General features: G+C 69.5%; 13 protein-coding genes and 1 pseudogene. 5 read left to right on the top strand and 9 right to left on the bottom strand.

Annotation, left to right across the window (positions count from 1 at the left end; genetic code table 11):
- Both TX83_RS16080 and TX83_RS24100 read left to right on the top strand, forming a co-directional pair.
- Positions 1-1,078 (top strand): M28 family peptidase (locus tag TX83_RS16080; RefSeq protein WP_064748985.1); only part of this gene is annotated, 1,078 nt, incomplete at its 5' end.
- Positions 1,079-1,374: 296 nt separating this feature from the next.
- A pseudogene (locus tag TX83_RS24100) lies at positions 1,375-1,686 on the top strand (RebB family R body protein); the annotation flags it as partial.
- Between the two features lie 297 nt (positions 1,687-1,983).
- Here the strand turns inward: TX83_RS24100 and TX83_RS16070 are convergent.
- The 5 genes from TX83_RS16070 to TX83_RS16050 form a co-directional block, all read right to left on the bottom strand.
- Positions 1,984-2,796 carry a TrmH family RNA methyltransferase gene (locus TX83_RS16070; RefSeq protein ID WP_428992572.1) on the bottom strand — a complete coding sequence of 271 codons (813 nt, stop codon included), beginning with the start codon at positions 2,794-2,796 and terminating at the stop codon, positions 1,984-1,986.
- Between the two features lie 265 nt (positions 2,797-3,061).
- Positions 3,062-3,619 (bottom strand): GNAT family N-acetyltransferase, encoded by a 558-nt coding sequence (locus TX83_RS16065; protein ID WP_064748984.1) that lies wholly within the window; start codon positions 3,617-3,619, stop codon positions 3,062-3,064.
- 231 nt (positions 3,620-3,850) lie between these two features.
- Positions 3,851-6,976, bottom strand: coding sequence for an efflux RND transporter permease subunit (locus TX83_RS16060; RefSeq protein WP_064748983.1), 3,126 nt, complete (start codon positions 6,974-6,976; stop codon positions 3,851-3,853).
- A complete protein-coding gene (locus tag TX83_RS16055) occupies positions 6,973-7,164 on the bottom strand; it encodes a hypothetical protein (RefSeq protein WP_064748982.1) in 192 nt (63 codons plus the stop codon). The genes TX83_RS16060 and TX83_RS16055 overlap by 4 nt, the downstream gene beginning before the upstream one ends.
- Positions 7,157-8,278, bottom strand: coding sequence for an efflux RND transporter periplasmic adaptor subunit (locus tag TX83_RS16050; RefSeq protein ID WP_064748981.1), 1,122 nt, complete (start codon positions 8,276-8,278; stop codon positions 7,157-7,159). The genes TX83_RS16055 and TX83_RS16050 overlap by 8 nt, the downstream gene beginning before the upstream one ends.
- 302 nt (positions 8,279-8,580) lie before the next feature.
- Between TX83_RS16050 and cysK the strand changes: the two genes are divergently transcribed.
- A complete protein-coding gene (cysK, locus tag TX83_RS16045; RefSeq protein WP_064748979.1) occupies positions 8,581-9,537 on the top strand; it encodes a cysteine synthase A in 957 nt (318 codons plus the stop codon).
- 268 nt (positions 9,538-9,805) lie between these two features.
- Here cysK and TX83_RS16040 read toward each other — a convergent pair whose 3' ends face one another.
- The 3 genes from TX83_RS16040 to TX83_RS16030 all read right to left on the bottom strand — a co-directional run bounded on the left by TX83_RS16040 (position 9,806) and on the right by TX83_RS16030 (position 13,762).
- On the bottom strand, positions 9,806-10,438 hold the full coding sequence (locus TX83_RS16040) for a hypothetical protein (protein WP_141233531.1): 633 nt from the start codon (positions 10,436-10,438) through the stop codon (positions 9,806-9,808).
- A gap of 158 nt (positions 10,439-10,596) precedes the next feature.
- On the bottom strand, positions 10,597-11,607 hold the full coding sequence (locus TX83_RS16035) for a class I fructose-bisphosphate aldolase (protein ID WP_064748977.1): 1,011 nt from the start codon (positions 11,605-11,607) through the stop codon (positions 10,597-10,599).
- A 331-nt stretch (positions 11,608-11,938) separates the two neighbouring features.
- Complete coding sequence (locus tag TX83_RS16030; protein WP_064748976.1) at positions 11,939-13,762, bottom strand: hypothetical protein; 1,824 nt, start codon at positions 13,760-13,762, stop codon at positions 11,939-11,941.
- Between the two features lie 235 nt (positions 13,763-13,997).
- Here TX83_RS16030 and TX83_RS16025 point away from each other — a divergent pair, with 235 nt between their 5' ends.
- Complete coding sequence (locus TX83_RS16025) at positions 13,998-15,296, top strand: SH3 domain-containing protein (RefSeq protein ID WP_064748975.1); 1,299 nt, start codon at positions 13,998-14,000, stop codon at positions 15,294-15,296.
- A gap of 188 nt (positions 15,297-15,484) precedes the next feature.
- Here TX83_RS16025 and pyk read toward each other — a convergent pair whose 3' ends face one another.
- On the bottom strand, positions 15,485-16,951 hold the full coding sequence (pyk, locus tag TX83_RS16020; protein WP_064748974.1) for a pyruvate kinase: 1,467 nt from the start codon (positions 16,949-16,951) through the stop codon (positions 15,485-15,487).
- 449 nt (positions 16,952-17,400) lie between these two features.
- On the opposite strand from pyk, the gene TX83_RS16015 reads away from it, so the two are divergent.
- The coding region (locus tag TX83_RS16015) for a DUF6531 domain-containing protein (RefSeq protein WP_222423777.1) at positions 17,401-19,082 on the top strand (1,682 nt) is incomplete at its 3' end.

Here is a 19,082-nt window from a genome sequence, read left to right as displayed (position 1 = left end):
CCAGCCGCTGGCGCTGACCGCGCTCGGCGGCAGCCCGGCCGGCCAGGTCGAGGCCGAGGTCGTGCGCTTCGCCGACCTGGCCGCGCTGGAAGCGGCACCGGCCGGCTCGCTGGCCGGCAAGATCGCTTTCGTCGACTACCGCATGGAGCGCGCCCGCGACGGCGCCGGCTACGGCCCCGGCGGACGCGTGCGCAGCCGCGGCCCGTCCGCGGCGATCCGCGCCGGCGCCTCGGCCTTCCTGATGCGTTCGGCCGGCACCGACTCGCACCGCAACCCGCACACCGGCATCACCCGTTTCGACGACGGCCTGACCCCGATCCCCTCGGCCGCGCTGGCCGGGCCGGACGCCGACCAGCTCGCCCGCCTCAGCGCGCGCGGCCCGATCAAGGTCAGCCTCGCGCTGGACTGCGGCTGGGACGGCGAAGCGACCTCCCACAACGTGATCGGCGAAATCCGCGGCAAGAGCAAGCCGGAGGAAGTGGTGATCATCGGCGGCCATCTGGATTCCTGGGACTTGGGCACCGGCGCGATCGACGACGGCGCCGGCGTCGGCCTGACCATGGCCGCGGCCAAGCTGATCGGCCAGACCCGGCTGCGCCCGGCGCGCAGCGTGCGGGTGATCGCCTTCGCCAACGAGGAACAGGGTTTGCACGGCGGCAAGGCCTATGCGCTCAAGCACGCCAAGGATGTGGCCAAGCATCAGATCGGCGCCGAGAGCGATTTCGGCGCCGGCCGCATCTACGCCTATTCCAGCTCGGCCCCTGACTACGCCCAAGCCGCCGACAAGCAGATCGCCAAAGCGCTGGCGCCGCTGGGCATCGAACACACGCCCGGCAAGGGCGGCCCCGGCCCGGACATCTCGCCGTTCGCCGCCGGCGGCCTGGCCTGGGCGCGGCTGGCGCAGGACGGCAGCGATTACTTCGACTACCACCACACGCCCGACGACACCCTCGACAAGATCGATCCCAAGGCGCTGGCGCAGAACGTCGCCGCCTACGCGGTGTTCGCCTACCTGGCGGCGTCGGCCGAGGGCGATTTCGGCAGCCGCGCGAAGCAGGTGACGCCGCCGGAGGAGTGAGGCTCCAAGCCGACGCGAGTGGCCCGCAACGAGGAACGAGCAGCGTGCCTGCCCGTTCCTCGTTTTCGTTTGGGCTGGGCCCGGCCGCCGCCGCGGTGGGAACGCTGGCAAGGGTGCGGGGAATCCGGCGCGCTTGATCCGCTCCGCCCCTGGGCCCTGTCGCCGCCCTCGTCCGATTCCGACGTTCGAGTCACAGAACCGGCCCGCGGTGCGCCCGGTCGCGGGTGCGAATTGCGTTGTTCCAAGACGCACGGCTGCACGCCGCTCATACGTCGCTATCCATACAGGGGGAACTCATGCCGGACACTGTCGTCAATCCGCAGATCACCGATGCCGTCACCCAGGCCAACGTCAAAGTCCTCGGCCAAGCGCCGGCCGTGGGGATGGGCACGATCTACCAATCCGTCTCGCACGCGCTGGCCGTGCTGTATCAGGACGCCGTGACCAGCCAGCAGCAATTGCAGATCACGGCGCAGGCGTCCCTGACCCAGGGCGTCATGCAGCTTTATAGCGTGGACACCGCATCCGACGCAGGCCCGCAACGAGTGGAGACCGCCGTGAACGACACCGCGCAAGCGCTGAACGCCTTGGCCTCGACCCAGAACGCCCAGCTCGGCAGCGAAGTCTCCGGCCAGGTCAAGGACGCGGTGAATTTCGCCCAGGACAAGGTGCTCGGCGCGATCGGCGACTTCGCCTACGGCCAGCGCGCCTGCACCGATGCCTTCGTCGCCGCCCTGGAGCAGGTCGGCACCGCCCAGCACCGGCAGCGGATGCAGGTGCTGCAGGAAGCCGCCACCGCGGTGTGCCTGAGCGCGATGCTGAAGTCGCCGGACCAGGCCGAGGCTTACGCCGAACTGCTCGAACGCATCAAGCGGCTGGTCTGAGCGCCGCGACGGCGCGCGCGCTCAACGGCGCGCGCGCCAGGCCGCCAACAGCACCGCGGTGGCCGCGGCGACGTTGAGGCTTTCGACCCGGCCCGAGCCCGGGATCGACAGGCGCTGGTCGCAGGCCGCGGCCAGTTCGCGGTCCATGCCCTCGCCTTCGGCGCCGAGCACGTACACCAGGCGTTCGGGCAGCGGGGCGCGGAACAGGTCGTCGCCGCCGTTCACCACCGTCGCGGCGAGGGCGAAACCGGCGCCGCGCAACTGCGCCAGGGCGTTGTCGCTGCGGCCCATGCGGACCATCGGCACCGCTTCGGCGCCGCCCTCGGCGACGCGTGCGGCGGCGCCGGACAGGGCCAGGCTGGAATCCTTCGGCAGCAACACCGCGCTCACGCCGAAGTGCGCGGCCGAACGCAGGATCGCGCCGAGGTTGTGCGGATTGCCGACGCCGTCCAGCCACAGCGCCAGTTGCGGCCCGGCCGGCAGATCGCGCAGCCATTCCGACAACGAGACCGGTTCCTCGCGCAGTACGTCGGCGACCACGCCTTCGTGATGGTTGCTCGCCGCCAGGCGGTCGAGATCGTCCTGTTCGACCACCCGGTAACCGACCCGGTTGGCCACGCACCAGGCCAGCAGCGGCTGCAATTGGGGAATGCGCGGCGTGTCCAGGTACAGCTTGCGGATCGCCTGCGGGCGGCGCGCGTACACGGCGCGGATCGCGTTGAGCCCGTACAGGCGCACCTCCGCGTCGCGGCGCGCGCGCTGCGGCGACGGCGCGTCGTAGCCTTCGTCGTCGCCGTCCTCGAAGCGGCCGCGGGCTTCGTCGCGGGCGCGCAGGCCGGCGCGCGGCGCGCGTTCGCGCGCGTCGTCGCGGACGCTGTCGCGATAGGGGCCGTCGCCATGGCGATGACGTTGCTCGCGGCGCTCGGAACGCGAATGCGGATGGGCGTGGCCGCGATGCGGCGCGCCCTCGCGATGGTGCGGTTCCTCGCCGGCCGGCCGCGGCGGTCGCGCGTCGTCGCGACGTTCGTCGCGGCGCGGGCCGCTGCGCCAGGGGCCGCCCTCGCCCGTACCGCCGGGCTTGCGCGGGCCGCGCGGAGGGTCATGTCGCATCGTCGAGACTCCTTCTTACCTTGGCGAACACCCGCAGATCGTGCAGTTGGCCGCGCTTGTACACGGCGCAGCGTTGCGCGCCTTCTTCGTCGAAACCGTTCTTGAGCAGCACCCGCGCCGAGGCCGGGTTGTGGTCGAGCACCGTCGCGTACAACCGGTACAGCGACAGCTCGCGCATCGCCCAGGGCGCGTACGCGGCGACCACCCTGGTCATCAGCCCCGCGCCCCACAGGCGCCGGCCCAGCCAGTAGCCGAACTCGGCCGAGTGCGCACGCTCGCCGCTGCCCGGGCGCGCGCCGATGCCGCCGACCGCGCGGCCGTCGACCACGATCGCGAACACCGAAGCGTTGAGGTCGACGACTTCGCCGGCGAGGAAGCGTTCGCCGTCCTCTCGGGTGTAGGGATAGGGAAAGCGGTCGCTGGTCGCGCGCGAAACCTGCTCGTCGTGCGCGTGCGCCACCAGGCTGTCGAGATCGTCGCGGCGCCAGCGGCGCAGGACGAAGCCGTCGCCCGGAACGGGGTCGGCAGAGGAAACGGCGGCGTTCATGGGATAAGCCTAATTAGCCGGCGGTCGGGCTGCAAACGCCAAGCCGAAACGCCGCCCCGCCGCCCCTGTAGGAGCGGCGTGAGCCGCGACCGCCGCAGCGGTATAAGCCAGCGCTGTGGCCGCAGACCGGATGAACGGTAAAGCCGGCGGCCGGCTTATGGGCTTCGGCCGGTACGCGTTCGAGCACCGCTTCGGTTGTCGCGGCTCACGCCGCTCCTACAAGAGCTCGGCTCAGGCGTGGCCGCCGGCCTGCGGGGTTTCCTTTTCCAGTTTCTCCAGCTCCTGCGCGACCGCTTCGGGCGACTTGGTGTAGCGCGCCAGCAGCACGTAGAACGCCGGCACGATGAACAGCGACAGCAGGGTCGAGAACGAGACGCCGAAGATCACTACCACGCCGATCGTCGCCCGGCTGGCCGAGCCCGGACCGCCGGCCAGCACCAGCGGCACCGCGCCGACCACGGTCGCGATCGAAGTCATCAGGATCGGCCGCAGGCGCACCGCCGAAGCCTCCACGATCGCGTCGTGGATGCGCCGGCCTTCGTCGCGCAACTGGTTGGCGAACTCGACGATCAGGATGCCGTTCTTGGCCGCCAGACCGACCAGCATGACGATGCCGATCTGGCTGAACAGATTGAGCGTGCCGCCGGTCATCCACAGGCCGAGCAAGGCGCCGAGCACGCCCAGAGGCACGGTCAGCATGATCACGAACGGATGGATGAAGCTTTCGAACTGCGCCGCCAGCACCAGGTACACCACCAGCAGGGCCAAGGTGAAGGTCATCAGCACCGCGCCGCCGGCCTTCTGGTATTCGCGCGATTCGCCCTTCCAGTCGATCTGGGCCTGCTCCGGCAGTTCCTCGGCCACCACTTGGTTCAGCCAGGCGATCGCCTCGCCCATGGTGTAGCCCGGCGCGAGGCCGGCGCTGATGGTGATCGCGCGCAGGCGGTTGAAGCGGTTCAGGCTGCCGGGCTCGGCCAGTTCCTTGAGCGTGACCAGATTCGACAGCGGCACCAGGCCGCCGTCGCGGGCGCGCACCTGGATCGCCGCCAGATCGTCCGGCGAAGCGCGCAGGACCCGGTCGGCCTGGGCGATCACGTCGTACTCCTCGCCGTTCTGGACGAAGGTGGTGACCCGGCGCGAGCCCATCAGGGTCTCCAGCGCGTGACCGATGTCGGTGACGCTGACGCCGAGGTCGGCGGCGCGCTGGCGGTCGATCTCGACCCGCATCTGCGGCCGGGTTTCCTTGTAGTCCGAGTCGGCCGAGAACAGGCCCTTGTTCTGCTCGATCCGCGCCAACAGGCGGTCGCGCCACTGCGCCAGCTGCGCGTACTCGGGGCCGCCGAGCACGATCTGGATGGGCTGACCGCGGGTGCGCACCAGGCCGCCGCCGACCTGCGGCAAGGCGCGCACGCCGGTCAGCTTGCCCAGCTCGGCGCGCAGGCCGTCGGCGACCTCGGCCGTGCTCTGTTCGCGCTTGTCCCAATCTTGCAGGAACACCGCGATGCGGCCGGTGTGCATTTCCTCGCTGACGCCGAAACCGCCGGGCACGCGCGGGTTGTAGCGCTGGATGGTCTGGTCCGGGCCGGTGTGCGAGGCGACGATCTTCTCGACCTGCTGCACCTGCTTGACCGTGTAGTCGAAGCCGGCGCCTTCCGGTCCGAGGATCGAGATCTGGAACGAGCCACGGTCCTCCTGCGGCGCCAGTTCCGACGGCACCAGCTTGAACAGGCCGAAACTCACCGCCAACGCGACCAGCATCAGCACGCCGAACAGCCACGGCCGCTCGACGGTGTGGTCCAGCAGGCGCCGATAGCGGCGGCCGACCCCGTCCAGGCGCGCGTTGACCCAGCGATTGACCGGATTGGATTTCTCCTCGCTGTGCGGACGCACGAACTTGGATGACATCATCGGCGTCAGGGTCAGCGCGACGAAGGCCGACAACGCGACCGCACCGGCCAGGGCCACCGACAGTTCGCGGAACAGCCGCCCGGTGTTGCCTTCCATGAAGCCGACCGGCAGGAACACCGCGACCAGCACCGCGGTGGTCGCGATCACCGCGAAGGCGACCTGCTTGGTGCCGCGCGCGGCGGCGACCAGCTTGGGTTCGCCGAGATCGGCCCGGCGCTGGATGTTCTCCAGCACCACGATCGCGTCGTCGACCACCAGGCCGATGCACAGCACCAGCGCCAGCAGGGTCAGCAGGTTGATCGAGAAGCCGAACGCGTACAGCGGAATGAAGGCTGCGATCAGGCACACCGGCACCGTCACCGCGGGGATCAGCGCGGCGCGGAAGCTTCCCAGGAACAGCCAGATCACGATCAGCACCAGCACCATCGCCTCGAACAGGGTGTGGTAGACCCGCTCGACCGCCGACTCGATGAAGATGGTGGTGTCGAAGGCGACGAAGATGTCGGTGCCCTCCGGCAGGCTGGGCCGGATCACGTCGGCCTCTTCGCGGATCGCCCGGGCCACGTCCAGGCTGTTGTCGGTGGACGTCTTGACGATGCCCAGGCCGATGTTGGGCTCGCCGTTGCTGCGGTAGTAGGCGCGGCGTTCGGCCGAATCGAGCTGGATCCGGGCCACGTCGCCGAGCCGCACCACATAGCCGTCGGCGCCCTTGCCCAAGGGGATCTGGGCGAAGTCTTCCGGCTTCTGGTAGCTGCGCGCCACGCGCAAGGTGAAATCGCGCGATTCCGATTCGATCCGGCCCGCCGGCAACTCGACGTTCTCCGCACGCAGCGCGGCCTCGACTTCGTTGACGGTGATGCCGCGCGCGGCCAGCGCGTTCTGGTCCAGCCAGATCCGCATCGCGTAGCGCTGCTGGCCGCCGATCCGCACCTGGGCCACGCCGTCGACCGAGGACAGCCGGTCGACCACGTAGCGCTCCGCGTAGTCGGACAGCTGCAGCGTGTCCATCTGCTTGGAGCTCATGTTGAGCCACAGGATCGGGTCGGCGTCGCTCTCGACCTTTTCGATCTGCGGCGGGTCGGCTTCTTCCGGCATCCGGTTGGACACCCGGCTGACCGCGTCGCGCACGTCGTTGGCGGCGGCCTCGATCTCGCGCTGCAGGGTGAACTCGATGCTGATCGAAGCGCGGCCGTTGACGCTGCGCGACTCGATGCTCTCGATGCCCTCGATGCCGGCCAGCGCGTCTTCCAGCACCTGGGTGATGCGGGTTTCCACCACCGCCGCCGAGGCGCCGGGATAGGTCACGTCGACCGAGACCACCGGCGGGTCGATCGCCGGCAGCTCGCGCAGGGTCAGGCGCGAGAACGCCATCACCCCGAGCACGATCAACAGCAGGCTCATCACCGTGGCGAACACGGGGCGGCGGATCGAAACGTCGGACAGCATCATCGGCCGTCGCTCCGGCCGTCGCGGCGCTTGGGCGCGATGTAGACCGGCGCCGGCTTGGCGCCGTCGCGCGTCTCGCTGAGCGGCGCATCGTCGTTGGCCGTCTCCGCCGCGCTATCGGAGCGCGCCGCACCCGGCAAGGCCGGCAGCAGCGCGCGCAGCCATTCGGACAGGCGCGAGAGCTCAGTCATGCGCGCCGCCCTTGCCGGCCGCGGCCTTCGCCGGCGACCTCGCGGCGCCCGCCGGCGCGGCGGCGATCTTGCTGCCGACGCGCAGCTTGCCGGTGCCGTCGACGACGATGCGGTCGCCGGCGGCCAGCCCCTCGACGATTTCGGCCAGGCCCTCGCGGCGCGCGCCCACGCGCACGTCGGCGCGCTCGACGGTTTGGTCCGGCTTGACCCGGAACACGTAGGAATCGGTGCCCACCTGGACCACCGCGATCTCCGGCACCAGCAGCGCCTGGCGCTCGGGCTGCAGCAGGGTCACCTGGATCAGCATGCCCGGGCGCAACAAGTGCTCGGGATTGGCGAACTCGCCGCGCACGGTGACCGCGCGCGTGGCCGGGTCGATGCGCGCGTCGACCGTGCCGACCGTGCCTTCGAACGTGCGCCCTGGGTAAGCGGCGCTGCCGCCGTCGATGCGCTGGCCGCGGGCCAGGCTGGCCAGGCGGGTTTCCGGCACCGGGAAGTCGACGTAGACGCGGTCGGTGTCGTCGAGGGTGGCGATCGGCGTGCCCGGGGTGACCAGCGAACCCGGGCTGACCTGGCGGATGCCGAGCACGCCGGCGAACGGCGCCCGGATCACCCGATCGCCGATGTCGGCCTTCATCTGCTCGACCCGGGCGCGGGTGGCGTCGCGGGTGGCGCGCTGGGTGTCCAGCGCCGAGCGCGCGATCAGCTGCTGCGCGGCCAGCTCGCTCTGGCGCTGGTACAGGCTCTCGGCTTCCTTGGCCGCGGCTTCGGCCTGGGCCAGGGCGGCCTGCTGGGCCTTGCCGCTGAGGGTGACCAGCGACGCGCCGGCCGCGACCCGGTCGCCGCTGTCGAAATGCACGGTCTGGACGATTTCGCTGACCTTGGCGGTGACCGTGACCGACTCGCGCGCCTTGACGTTGCCCAGCGCCTGCAGGCTGTCGTTCCACGGCCGCAGACGCACCGACTCGACCGTCACCGGCACCGGCCGGTCGCCGCTCCCGCCGGGCCCGCCCCCGCCTGGACCGCCCTGGGGCGCCGCCCCCTTGCCGCAGGCGGCCAGGGCCAGCGCAGAAACGAGGGCGAAACACAGGGGGAATCCGGTACTGGGTCGCATGCGGTTCTCTGAACGGGGGCCCGGGAGGGCGGCAGCGCGGCCCGCCGCGGCCCGGAGGCTGCGGCGGACGGATCGCGCGACGGACGCGGCACGCGCGGCAACGAAACCGCGCGAGTCTAGCGGTGGGGCATGAACGCATGCGTGGGCCATTGGTTGACCACCGTATCCGCAAAGTCGTGCCGGCCATGTGTTGGGGCCGCGACCGCTGTTGCAGTCCGGTAACCGCCGCCAGGCCGCCGCGCCGGCCGGCGAAGTTCATACTCGCAAGACGTCCCCCCCAGGCTTGCTCCGGAGTCTTCGCCATGATCCACGACAGCATTCTCGACACCGTCGGCCGCACGCCGGTGGTGCGCCTGCACCGCCTCGCTCCCGCCCACGTGACGCTCTACGCCAAGGTCGAGGCCTTCAATCCCGGCGGCTCGGTCAAGGACCGCCTGGCCCTGGCGATCGTGCTCGACGCCGAGGCGCGCGGCCTGCTCAAGCCCGGCGACACCGTGATCGAGGCGACCTCGGGCAATACCGGCGTGGCCCTGGCGATGGTCTGCGCCGCGCGCGGCTACAAGTTCGTGGCGACGATGAGCGAGACCTTCTCGGTCGAGCGGCGCAAGCTGATGCGCGCCTACGGCGCCAAGGTGATCCTGACCCCGGCCGCCGAGCGCGGCAGCGGCATGGTCCGGCGCGCCGCCGAACTGGCCGAGAAACACGGCTGGTTCCTGGCCCGCCAGTTCGAGAACCCGGCCAATCCGGCCTACCACCGCAGCACCACCGCGGCCGAAATCCTGCAGGACTTCGCCGGCCGCCGGCTGGATCATTTCGTCAGCGGCTGGGGCACCGGCGGCACCCTCACCGGAGTCGGCGAAATGCTGCGCCTGGCCCGGCCCGAGGTGCAGGTCACCGCCTGCGAACCGGCCGGCGCCGCCCTGCTCAGCGGCAAGGAATGGCAGCCGCACAAGATCCAGGGCTGGACCCCGGACTTCGTCCCGGCGGTACTCAACCGCAACGCCGCGCACGCGATCCTGTCGGTCGACGACGTGCTCGCCCGCGACACCGCGCGCCGGCTCGCCGCCGAGGAAGGCCTCTTCGTCGGCATTTCCGCCGGCGCCACCGCGGCCGCGGCGCTGGAAGTGGCGCGCAATGCCGAGCCCGGCGCGGTGATCCTGGCGATGCTGCCGGACACCGGCGAGCGCTACCTCAGCACCTTCCTGTTCGAAGGCATCGCCGAGGGCAGCGACGACGAATGGCTGGCCTCGCTGGGTTGAGCGAGGTCACCAGAACGCGGGGAATCGAGCGCGCTCGATTCCCTGCGTTGCGCTTCTCTGGCGGCGCATGCCGTCGTTCCCACTCGAACGGCCCGGCAGCGCTTCGGCCACACCGAACATGCAAAGACTTCAGGGCCGAACCTGGATGCAGCCCTGGACGATGCCCGGCTTCGCGGGCATCGTCCAGGGCGGGCGGCGGCGAGCGTTCCGGCCGGGCACGACGGTTGCAAGGGGCTCGTCCGGCGCGACTATCGACCCGCGTGCCGGTTCAAACCAACGCGTACCAGGCGCCGCCGGCCAGCAAGGCCGCAAGCGCGGCCCAAACCATCCAGCGACCGCCGCCGTCGCCCGCGGCGACCGTGGCCTGCTGGCGGCCGCCGCCGCGGCCTATCCGCTGGCGTTCGTGCAGCAGCACCTGGCGCAGCGCCTCCGTCGGCTCCAGGCCGTGGCGGTTCTGCAACAGTTCCAGCGCACCCTCGCGGTCGCCGCGCAACAAGGCCATGGCGACATCGCCCGGCACCGCGGCCATCACCGGCGCGCGGCCGGAGACGAAAGCCTTGTCCTCTTCCGCCTCGAAGGCTTCGACCCGGGTCAGAGCGTCGCGCAGGCCCAGGCCCAGCGCCTCGCGCACCCGCTTCACCGCCTCCAGCCGGCGGCCGCTGCGCAACAGGCTCACCGCCTCGTCGGGCAGCCCGCCGGTGGCGCGCACCGCCGCCGGCCCGTCCGCGGCCGGCGCATCCTTCCAGCCGCCCGCCTCGATATTGGCCTCGACATAGGCCTCCACCGCATCCTTGGCCTCGGCCAAGCGCATGCCCGGGTTGGCCTCCCGCACCAGCTTGATCGCCTCGATCGTGTGCCCGGCACGTACCGCGGTAGCGGCGGCGGGAGGAATGGTCGGCATGGAGATCTCGGTCACGGCATGGCGTCCCTGCGGCAGGACCCGCAGCTTACGGCCGGCGCCGGCCGCGCGCACCGGCGGCGCGCGGTCCGCCGCCGCAAAAACGAAAACGCCGGCGCGGGGCCGGCGTTTTCGTCGCTATGTCAGCGGCGCGGGTCGGCTCAGGCCGCCTTCTGCCACTGGCCCAGCGCGGCCAGGCCGTTGGCCTTGGCGCGCTCGTACACGGTCTGCTGGGCCTTGGCGACGTTGCCGGCCAGATCCTGCGACCACAGCTTCAGCGCCGCCGACTGCATGGCGCGGCCGTAGGAGAACGACAGCGGCCACGGGTTCGGGCCCATCAGGTTCATCGCGTTGAGGTGGGCGGTGGCGTCCTCGTCGGACTGGCCGCCGGACAGGAACACGATGCCCGGCAGGGTCGCCGGCACGGTCGACTTCAGGCACTGCAGGGTGGCGGCGGCGACTTCCTCGACGCTGGCCTTCTCGGCGGCCAGGGTGCCCGGCAGGACCATCGACGCCTTGAGGATGGTGCCCTCGAGCAGCACGCTGTGCTCGTACAGCGCGCCGAACAGCGAGCGCAGGGTCACTTCGGTGACTTCGAAGCAGGTATCGATGTCGTGGCTGCCGTCCATGATCACTTCCGGCTCGACCATCGGCACCAGCCCCTGCTCCTGGCACAGCGCGGCGTAGCGCGCCAGCGCGTGGCTGTTGGCTTCGATGCAGGTGCCCGACGGGATGTCGTCGCCGATGTTGATGACCGCGCGCCACTTGGCGAAGCGAGCGCCGAGCTTGTAGTACTCCTCCAGGCGCGCACGCAGGCCGTCCAGGCCTTCGGTGACGACTTCGCCCGGGAAGCCGGCCAGCGGCTGCGGGCCCTTGTCGACCTTGATGCCCGGGATCACGCCGTTGTCCATCATGATCTTGGTGAACGGCACGCCGGCCTTGGTCGACTGGCGGATGGTTTCGTCGTACAGGATCGCGCCGGAGATGTAGTCGCCGATCTTCGGCGTGGTGAGCAGCAGCTCGCGGTAAGCGCGGCGGTTCTCCTCGGTGTTGTCGATGCCGACGCCGGCGAAGCGCTTGGCGATGGTGGCGTTCGACTCGTCGATGGCGATGATGCCCTTGCCCGCGGCGACCATGGCCTGGGCGGTTTCGGCAAGCTGTTCGATGCTCATGGAGATCCTGCGGGAGCGGTGGGAAGCCCGCGATTATAGCGGTTGCGGGTGAACGCTGCCTTGGCCGAGCCCTGTTCAATCAGAGACTTGCGACGTGCGGCGCGGGTAATCGGTTACAAGGCGCCCTCGCGCGGCGACCGGTACCGATGTCATCGGGGGCGCCGCCCCCGATCCAGCCGCCGGGCACACCGTCGTTAGGCTCGACGCCACGCAATGCCGGTTCCATGGCCGCGCCCGCCTCCGCTCACGCACGCGCCGCCCCTATGACGCCCCGGGGTGGAATTCCGTCCGATACCGGCGGCCGGCCTGTCCGGCCGCCGGCGATTGCACATCAGAACGGGATGCTTTCCAGCGAGTAGCAGCCGGTGTACTGGCAGAACAGATTCGACGAAGGTGACGGCGTGTTGTTGTCGCCCTTCAGGATGCCGTAATGGTGCTCGGGATCGGGCGCCGTGATCAGGTCGCTGTGCACGTCGCTCATCCGGAACCAGATCAGATAGGTCAGCCACGGCATCGCCGAAGCCTCCGGCGACTGGCTCAGCTCCAGGGTGTGCTGCATCCAGTCGCGCAGCTGGGTCGCCGAGCGTTCCTGGCATGAGCCGGCGCTGCAGGAGAGCGACGAGTTGCCGGCCTCGGACAGGATCACCGGCACATCACCGTCGCCGTAGTTCTCCAGCACATCGTGGATAGCGTTGTTGGTCTGCAGCCAACTGGTCGCGGTCGCATCGCCGAAGATGTACGGATGCCAAGACACGCCGTCGAAGTAGTCGCGCGCGTTGGTACTGGGCCGGTTGCCGGCCGCGATGTTGGCGTAAACCGCGCCGATGAAATTGGCGATCGGCGCCAGGCTCACGTCGCCGAGCGGGGACGGCGGCGGGAAGAAGGCCAGCGCCTGCGGATTGCCGGCCTTGATGCCGCGCCGCGCATGCAGCATCAGGTCCATGGTGATGTCGACCCGGTCTTGGTCGGTGAACTGGACTCGTCCGTTTGCGCAAGCGCCGGGCTGTCCCGCCAACGGCGCCGCGAACACGTCGATGCCGTGGCCATTGACCTTCACGCCATTGGTTTCGTTCGCGACCTGCCACAGCTTGATCTGCGGATAGGCGCGCGCGATCGTGGCCCAGCTCTTCTCATAGCGCTGCAGGAAGCTCGCGTACGTCGCCGAGCCCGATTCCGGGCACGGCAGAATCCAGGAGCCGCCCTCGCGTCCCGGCACACCGGTCAACCAGGTCGGAAACGAATTGTCCACGCCAACCAGGGTGATGTTGGCGTCGGCCAAGGCTTGCACCGCGCGCTGATGCAGGTGGGCGTAGGGCCCCAGGGTGTTTTCGTCGGTCAGGATATGGGTATTGAGCATCCACATCCGGAACACCCGCGGCCGCAACCCCTTGGCCAACAACACCTGCCGATCGACATCGGCCTGCTGCTGCGCCGGGTCGTGCGGGAAGCGCGAGACCGCATTCGGCACGATCGGCTCGCCCAGTCCCAGGCTGCCCTTGCCGGCCGGCTGCAGGCCCGCGTTTTGCGGCTTGCCGCAGTAGTAGAAGGTGTAGTCGATATTGGGGCTGCCCAACGCGGTGTAGCGCGAATAGCCGCTGGGGCAGGTATGGGCGACGCCGGTGGCGGGGTTGGCGTACGGCGCGGCACCGTCGCCGGTCATGCCCGCGAAATCCAGGCGCAACCCGCCCTCGACATGCGGCCGGTAGCAATAGAACAGATTGTGGTCGACGCTCGGCGTACCCAGCACCTGCCGGCGCTGATAGCCGCTCGGACATTCGTGAGTATGAGTGAAGGGATTGACGAAGTAGTGATAGCCGCGCCACGGCAGGGCGCCGTTTTCCGGGCTATTGGCCAGGCCGACCATGCCGCCGAAGTCGTACAACGGCGCGCGCCCGGTCACATGCGGGCGGGTGCACAGGTACATCGACCAGTCGACGTTGGCGGTGCCGTAGACCAAGTGGGCATCGTAGCCTGTCGGGCAACTGGCCGCGCCCGTGGCCGGATTGGTGTAGTACTGCACGGCACCATTGGACGGGTACAGGCCGTACATGCCGCCGAAGTCGTAAGCGTCGCCATCGGCTGCCCAGGCCGAGCCCGACGCCAACACGGCGGCAGCCAGCGCGGCCCGCACAATGATTGCGTATCCCTTGTTCATTAGCTTCCTCAGTGCATGATGATCGGAGCGGCGTCCACGCACGCGGCCGCCGCTTCGTCCTTGTAACCCACCCCCGTCGCCTCAGGCGAGATGTGCCATGCAGCATTCGCGGTGGTCCATTCCGGACTGTACAGCGCGGCTGCGGCCGCCCTAAGCTCTGCGACCGACTCATCGCCGCACAAGGAACGCGCGCATGCCCTCGAACCCTCCGCCCCACTGCTTGCGTCGATCGGCCGTGGCCGCCCTGGCACTGGGCGTTTTAGCCGCCCTGCCCGCCGCCCAGGCCCAGACCGACGCCGACCGAGAGTTCCGCGAAGCCGTCGCCCGCTGCGAAGCCCAGCTCGACCGCTCCACCCGCTACGTCGTGGTCGACGCCGCACGCATGCGCTCGCTGCCGCGCGCCGACGGCGGCGCTGTGACCTCGGTGCCGATCGGCGCCGAAGTCCAGGTGCAATGCCAGCTGGGCGACTGGGTGCGCGCGACCTCCGAACGCCCCAATCCCTCGGTCGGCTGGATCCGCGCCGACCTGCTCGGCCCGCGTGCGCCGACCGCGGCCTCGCTGGAGCAGGACTACCGCCGCGCCGCCGGCGCCGAGCGCCGCACCATCGCCGAGCGCGCGATCGCCCTGCGCCCGTTCGCGCGCGACAGCCACCAGTTGCTGATCGACGCCTTGCAGGCCGACGGCGACGGTGCCGCCGCACGGGCCGCGATCGAACGCCGCGAACGCATGACCGCGCCCAAGGTCGAACGCCTGGCCGGCGAACCGCGCCTGCTGTTCGGCGTCGATCATGGCTACCTCACCGCGATCGCGCGCATCGACGGCCGCGGCCGCTACGCCGAGGCCGCCACCGGCGACGCTACCTACCCGGTCTGGCGCGGTTTCCACTTCTACCGCAATGGCGCCGGCGACGGCCTGGTCCAGGTCATCGAGCGCGGCGAAGAGGTCGGTCTGGGCCTGGAGGCCAAGGTCCGCCACCCGCCCGCGACCGAGCGCGACGACAAGCTGGCTGGCCTGGCCAGCAACGAGCCGCTCGGCGCCGGCGCCGCACGGGTCGAAGCGAAGCTGTCGTCCGACGAGCGCCGCGCGGTCGAGCGCGAACTGCGCGCCCTGCTGACCGGCAAGCGCCTGGACCGCGCCGCGATCGACAAAGCGCTGCGCCCCTACGACGAAGAACAGCGCGCCGGCCTGCGCGCCCATGCCGTGGTGCTGGCCGGCGGCCAGCGCCTGCTGGTCGCCACGGCCGACGCGGCGGTACCGCTCAAGCGCCCCGACCAGGCCGACAGCGTCCTGGATGCGGTGCTGGTGCTGGAGGCCTCGGGCAAGCAGTACCGCAAGGTCGGCGACATCGCCCGCGAAACCGGCGGCGACATGGTCGAAACCCATGCCTTCCACGACGCCCTGGACCTGGACGGCGACGGCGAGGCCGAACTGATCTTCCGTCTGCATCAGTACGAAGGCAGCTCGTACCAGATCTGGACCCGCCAGTCCGACCAGTGGAAGCCGGTGTACGCCGGCGGTTACACCGGCGCCTGAGTTTCGCCCGACCGCGCTGCCGCGGTCTGGAATCGCTGACACCGACGGTCTGCGCATCGCCCGCCATTCGAAGAGAAACCGGATCGGAAATATCGCGAGCACGAAAAAGCCCGGCGCGAGCCGGGCTTTTTCGTGTCTCCGCATCGCATGTCCGCATCGGCGCCACCGCAGCGGCCCCGCGGATCGGCTTACAACTCGCCCAGGCCCTCGGCGCAACCGTCCGCGCCGACCTGCAGCAGACGCAAGGTGTTGGTCGCGCCGTGCTGCTCCATGGTGTCGCCGCTGGTGAAGATCACCCGCTCGTCCTGGGCCAGCTTGCCGGTGTCGAACAGTTGCTTGACCGCGCTGCGCGCGGCGTCGCGCGAGGCCAGGCCGCGGCTGTCGAAATCGATCGGGTAGACGTCGCGCATCAGCGCCATGCGCCGGCGCGCACCGGCGTGGCGCGAGAAGGCGTAGATCGGCGCGTTGGAGCGGAACCGCGACAGGAAACGCGCGGTGCCACCGGACTCGGTCATGGCGACGATCGCGCGCACGCCGATGTGCTCGGTCAGGAACATCGCCGCCATCGCGATCGCCTGGTCGGCGCGCTCCAGGTTGCGCGGCGCCGCCTCGAAATCGGTGTCGTGGTCGAACTGGCGCTCGGCGCCGAGGCAGATGCGCGACATCGCCTCCACCGCCTTGACCGGATAGCGGCCGGCGGCCGATTCCTGCGACAGCATCACCGCGTCGGTGCCGTCGATCACCGCGTTGGCGACGTCGAGCACTTCGGCGCGGGTCGGGATCGGGTTGTCGACCATCGACTGCAACATCTGGGTGGCGGTGATCACCACCCGGTTGCGCGCCAGCGACTCGCGGATGATCTTCTTCTGCAGGCCGGGCAGCTCGGCATCGCCGATCTCCACGCCCAGGTCGCCGCGCGCGACCATGACCACGTCGCTGGCCTCGACGATCTCGCCGAGGTTCTCGATCGCTTCGGCGCGTTCGATCTTCGACACCAGGGCGGCGTCGCAGCCGGCCTCGCGGGCGATCCGGCGCGCCTCGTGCATGTCCTCGGCGTTGCGGCAGAACGACACCGCGATGAAGTCGGCGCCGAGTTCGGCGGCGATCTTGATCAGTTCCTTGTCGCGCTCGGTCAGCGCGCCCAGCGACAAGCCGCCGCCGAGCTTGTTGAGGCCCTTGCGGTCCGACAGCGCGCCGTCGTTGAGCACGGTGGTGATGATGCGTGCGCCGTCGACCGCGCCGACCCGCAGCTGCAGCAGGCCGTCGTCGAGCAGCAGCACATCGCCCGGGGCGACGTCGTTGGGCAGGCCCAGGTAGCTGACCCCGACCTCGCGCAGATTGCCCGGCGGCGCGTCGGTGCTGGCGATCAGGTCGAAGCGGTCGCCGGCCTTGAGCAGCACCCGGCCTTCGGCGAAACGCTCGATGCGGATCTTCGGCCCCGGCAGGTCGACCAGGATGCCGACTTCCACGCCCTGCCGCTGCGCCGCCTCGCGCACCGCCTGCGCCCGCGCCACCTGCCCCGACGGATCGCCGTGGGAGAAATTGAGCCGGACGACGTCGACGCCGGCATTGAGCAGGGCGTCCAGTACGCCCGGCGGATCGGTGGCCGGGCCGAGGGTGGCGAGGATCTTGGTGCGACGCAGATTCGAGGACATAGGGGGCTCTCTGGACTTGGCCCAAAACTAGCACAGCCGGGGTGGCGGTCGCAGGCGCGATTCGCCGCTGCGCCACAGGCACGACGATGCGGTGGCGAATGTCATGATCAAAGACCCTGGTTGGCTCCGGAACGCTGCGCGGCGACGATCGCCGAAGCCGCGGCATTTCGACGTTTTTACGCATTCGAGGCGACAGCAGATTCGGGCAAAAATGCATCCGGCAAAACTGCGGTTCGCAACGCTCGCGACGCTTGCGTTTTAGTCTGCCCTCTTCGACCATGATCGCGGGCCACGGAGCATGGCCCCACGCCGATCGATACCGTCGCCAAGGAAGGAGGACGCCGCTACTCGGTTTTTAAGACAAGACGTTTCCCCCCCCTACCCATCAGGACTCCGCGGCTTCAGCCGTTCGGAAATCCGGCCGCATCCGCGGTCGCCAAGGATCAGGTATGCCTTCAAAATTCCCCCTCTCTCCCCATCGGGCATCGGACGCTCGCACGGCGTCCGCACGCTCAAGCATCGCCCGCAGCTTGCTCACTGTCGCAGTAGCCTATTCGTTGAGCCACGGGGCCATTGCCCAAGAAAGCGGCAACAAGTGGAAGATCGTAGATCCCACGGGACAAGCGACCGAGTACAACACCCAGCAAGAAGCCATCGACGCCATCAAGGAGCTTCCTGCCCCCTCTCCGGACTGGGAAGGCGCCTATCTGTTCGTCGAACAGATCAAGAGCGCCAAGATCGACCCGGACGGCAACGCGCTGATCACCTATTGGATGGGCAAGGACCAGCCCAGCGATCCTGATTGGACCTACGGATCTGGCCTGGGCTCCGGCTACCTCACGGAGGCCGAAGCCGTAGCCAAGATGAACGAGATGATGGACGCGTCCAGCCCCAGCTGCGCTCCGTCCGCGCAGTCCGTTCCGTTGGGCGACTGGACCGAAGCGCAGCCCGGCTACGAAGGCCGGAGCGAAGTGCGCATGTACTCGCGCACAGTCCGCGCCGGCGAAAATTGCGCCACGACCGTGGATTTCGGCCCCACCCAGTTCGCCCGCCAACGCCGGATCATGTGCCCCATCGGCTATACGGAGTGGAACGACGACTACGAGGCCTGCGTCAACACGGAGATCACCGCCACCGTATCGGGCAAGGTCAGCTCCTGTGAGGCGGCCGCCATCATGGGCATGGTCGGCAACCCCTGCGACGTCAAAACCGGCGAAAAGTTCGAAACCGAGCAAGACTTCGATCTCGGCTGGATCGCGTTCGTGCGCTGCTACCACTCCGGCAGCAGCATGAACAACGGCGGCTTCGGCCCCGGCTGGGCGCACTCGCACTCCACCCGTCTCGCAGTTTCCGGAGCCACGATCGGCCTGATCGAGGCCAACGGCTACCAAACCAGGTTCGTGCAGAACGGCAGCAGCTACTTCGCCGCCGACGACAGCGGCGACAGGCTCACAGCCGTGAGCGGAGGCTGGTCCCTTTATCGAGGCGACAGCACCGTCCAATTCGACGCCCTAGGCCGGATGTCCGGCGTCGCCTTCGAAGACGGATCGTCCCTGAGCTATCTCTACGATCAATACGGCCGGCTGGACCGCATCGTCCACTCCTCCGGACGATCGGTACAACTGCATTACGCGGATCTTTCCTCCGACGCCGAGATCGTCTCGATTTCTTCGGCCGGTTCGAACCTCGCCAGCTATACCTATCTCTACCAGGACCCCGAATACCCCACGCTCGGCACGGTCAAAACGGCGACCTATGCCGATGGAAAGACACGCACCTATCATTATGAGGATGCCCGCTTCTTCGGCCACCTGACCGGCATCAGCGGCGAGGACAACGTCCGATTCAGCACCTTCGCCTATGACGCCAAGGGTCGTGTCGTGTCCAGTGTTCACGCTGGGGACAACGATGGTGTCAGCCTTGTCTATTCCGCCACGGGCGGCGCAGTGGTCACCGACTCGCTAGGAAATCAGGAGAATTATGGCCTTTCTGCCGTATCCGGCGCCCTTCCGCGCAAGATCTCGGGCGTAACTGACTCTCGCGGGCAAGCCAGCCAGACCTTCTACGACGCGGCCACCGACTTCCGCCGCCGCCTGGACACCGTCACCGACCGCAACGGCACCCAGACTAA

The organism is Lysobacter antibioticus HS124, from assembly GCF_000336385.2.
Lineage (GTDB): Bacteria > Pseudomonadota > Gammaproteobacteria > Xanthomonadales > Xanthomonadaceae > Lysobacter > Lysobacter firmicutimachus.
This window is presented reverse-complemented; position numbering and strand designations above follow the sequence as displayed.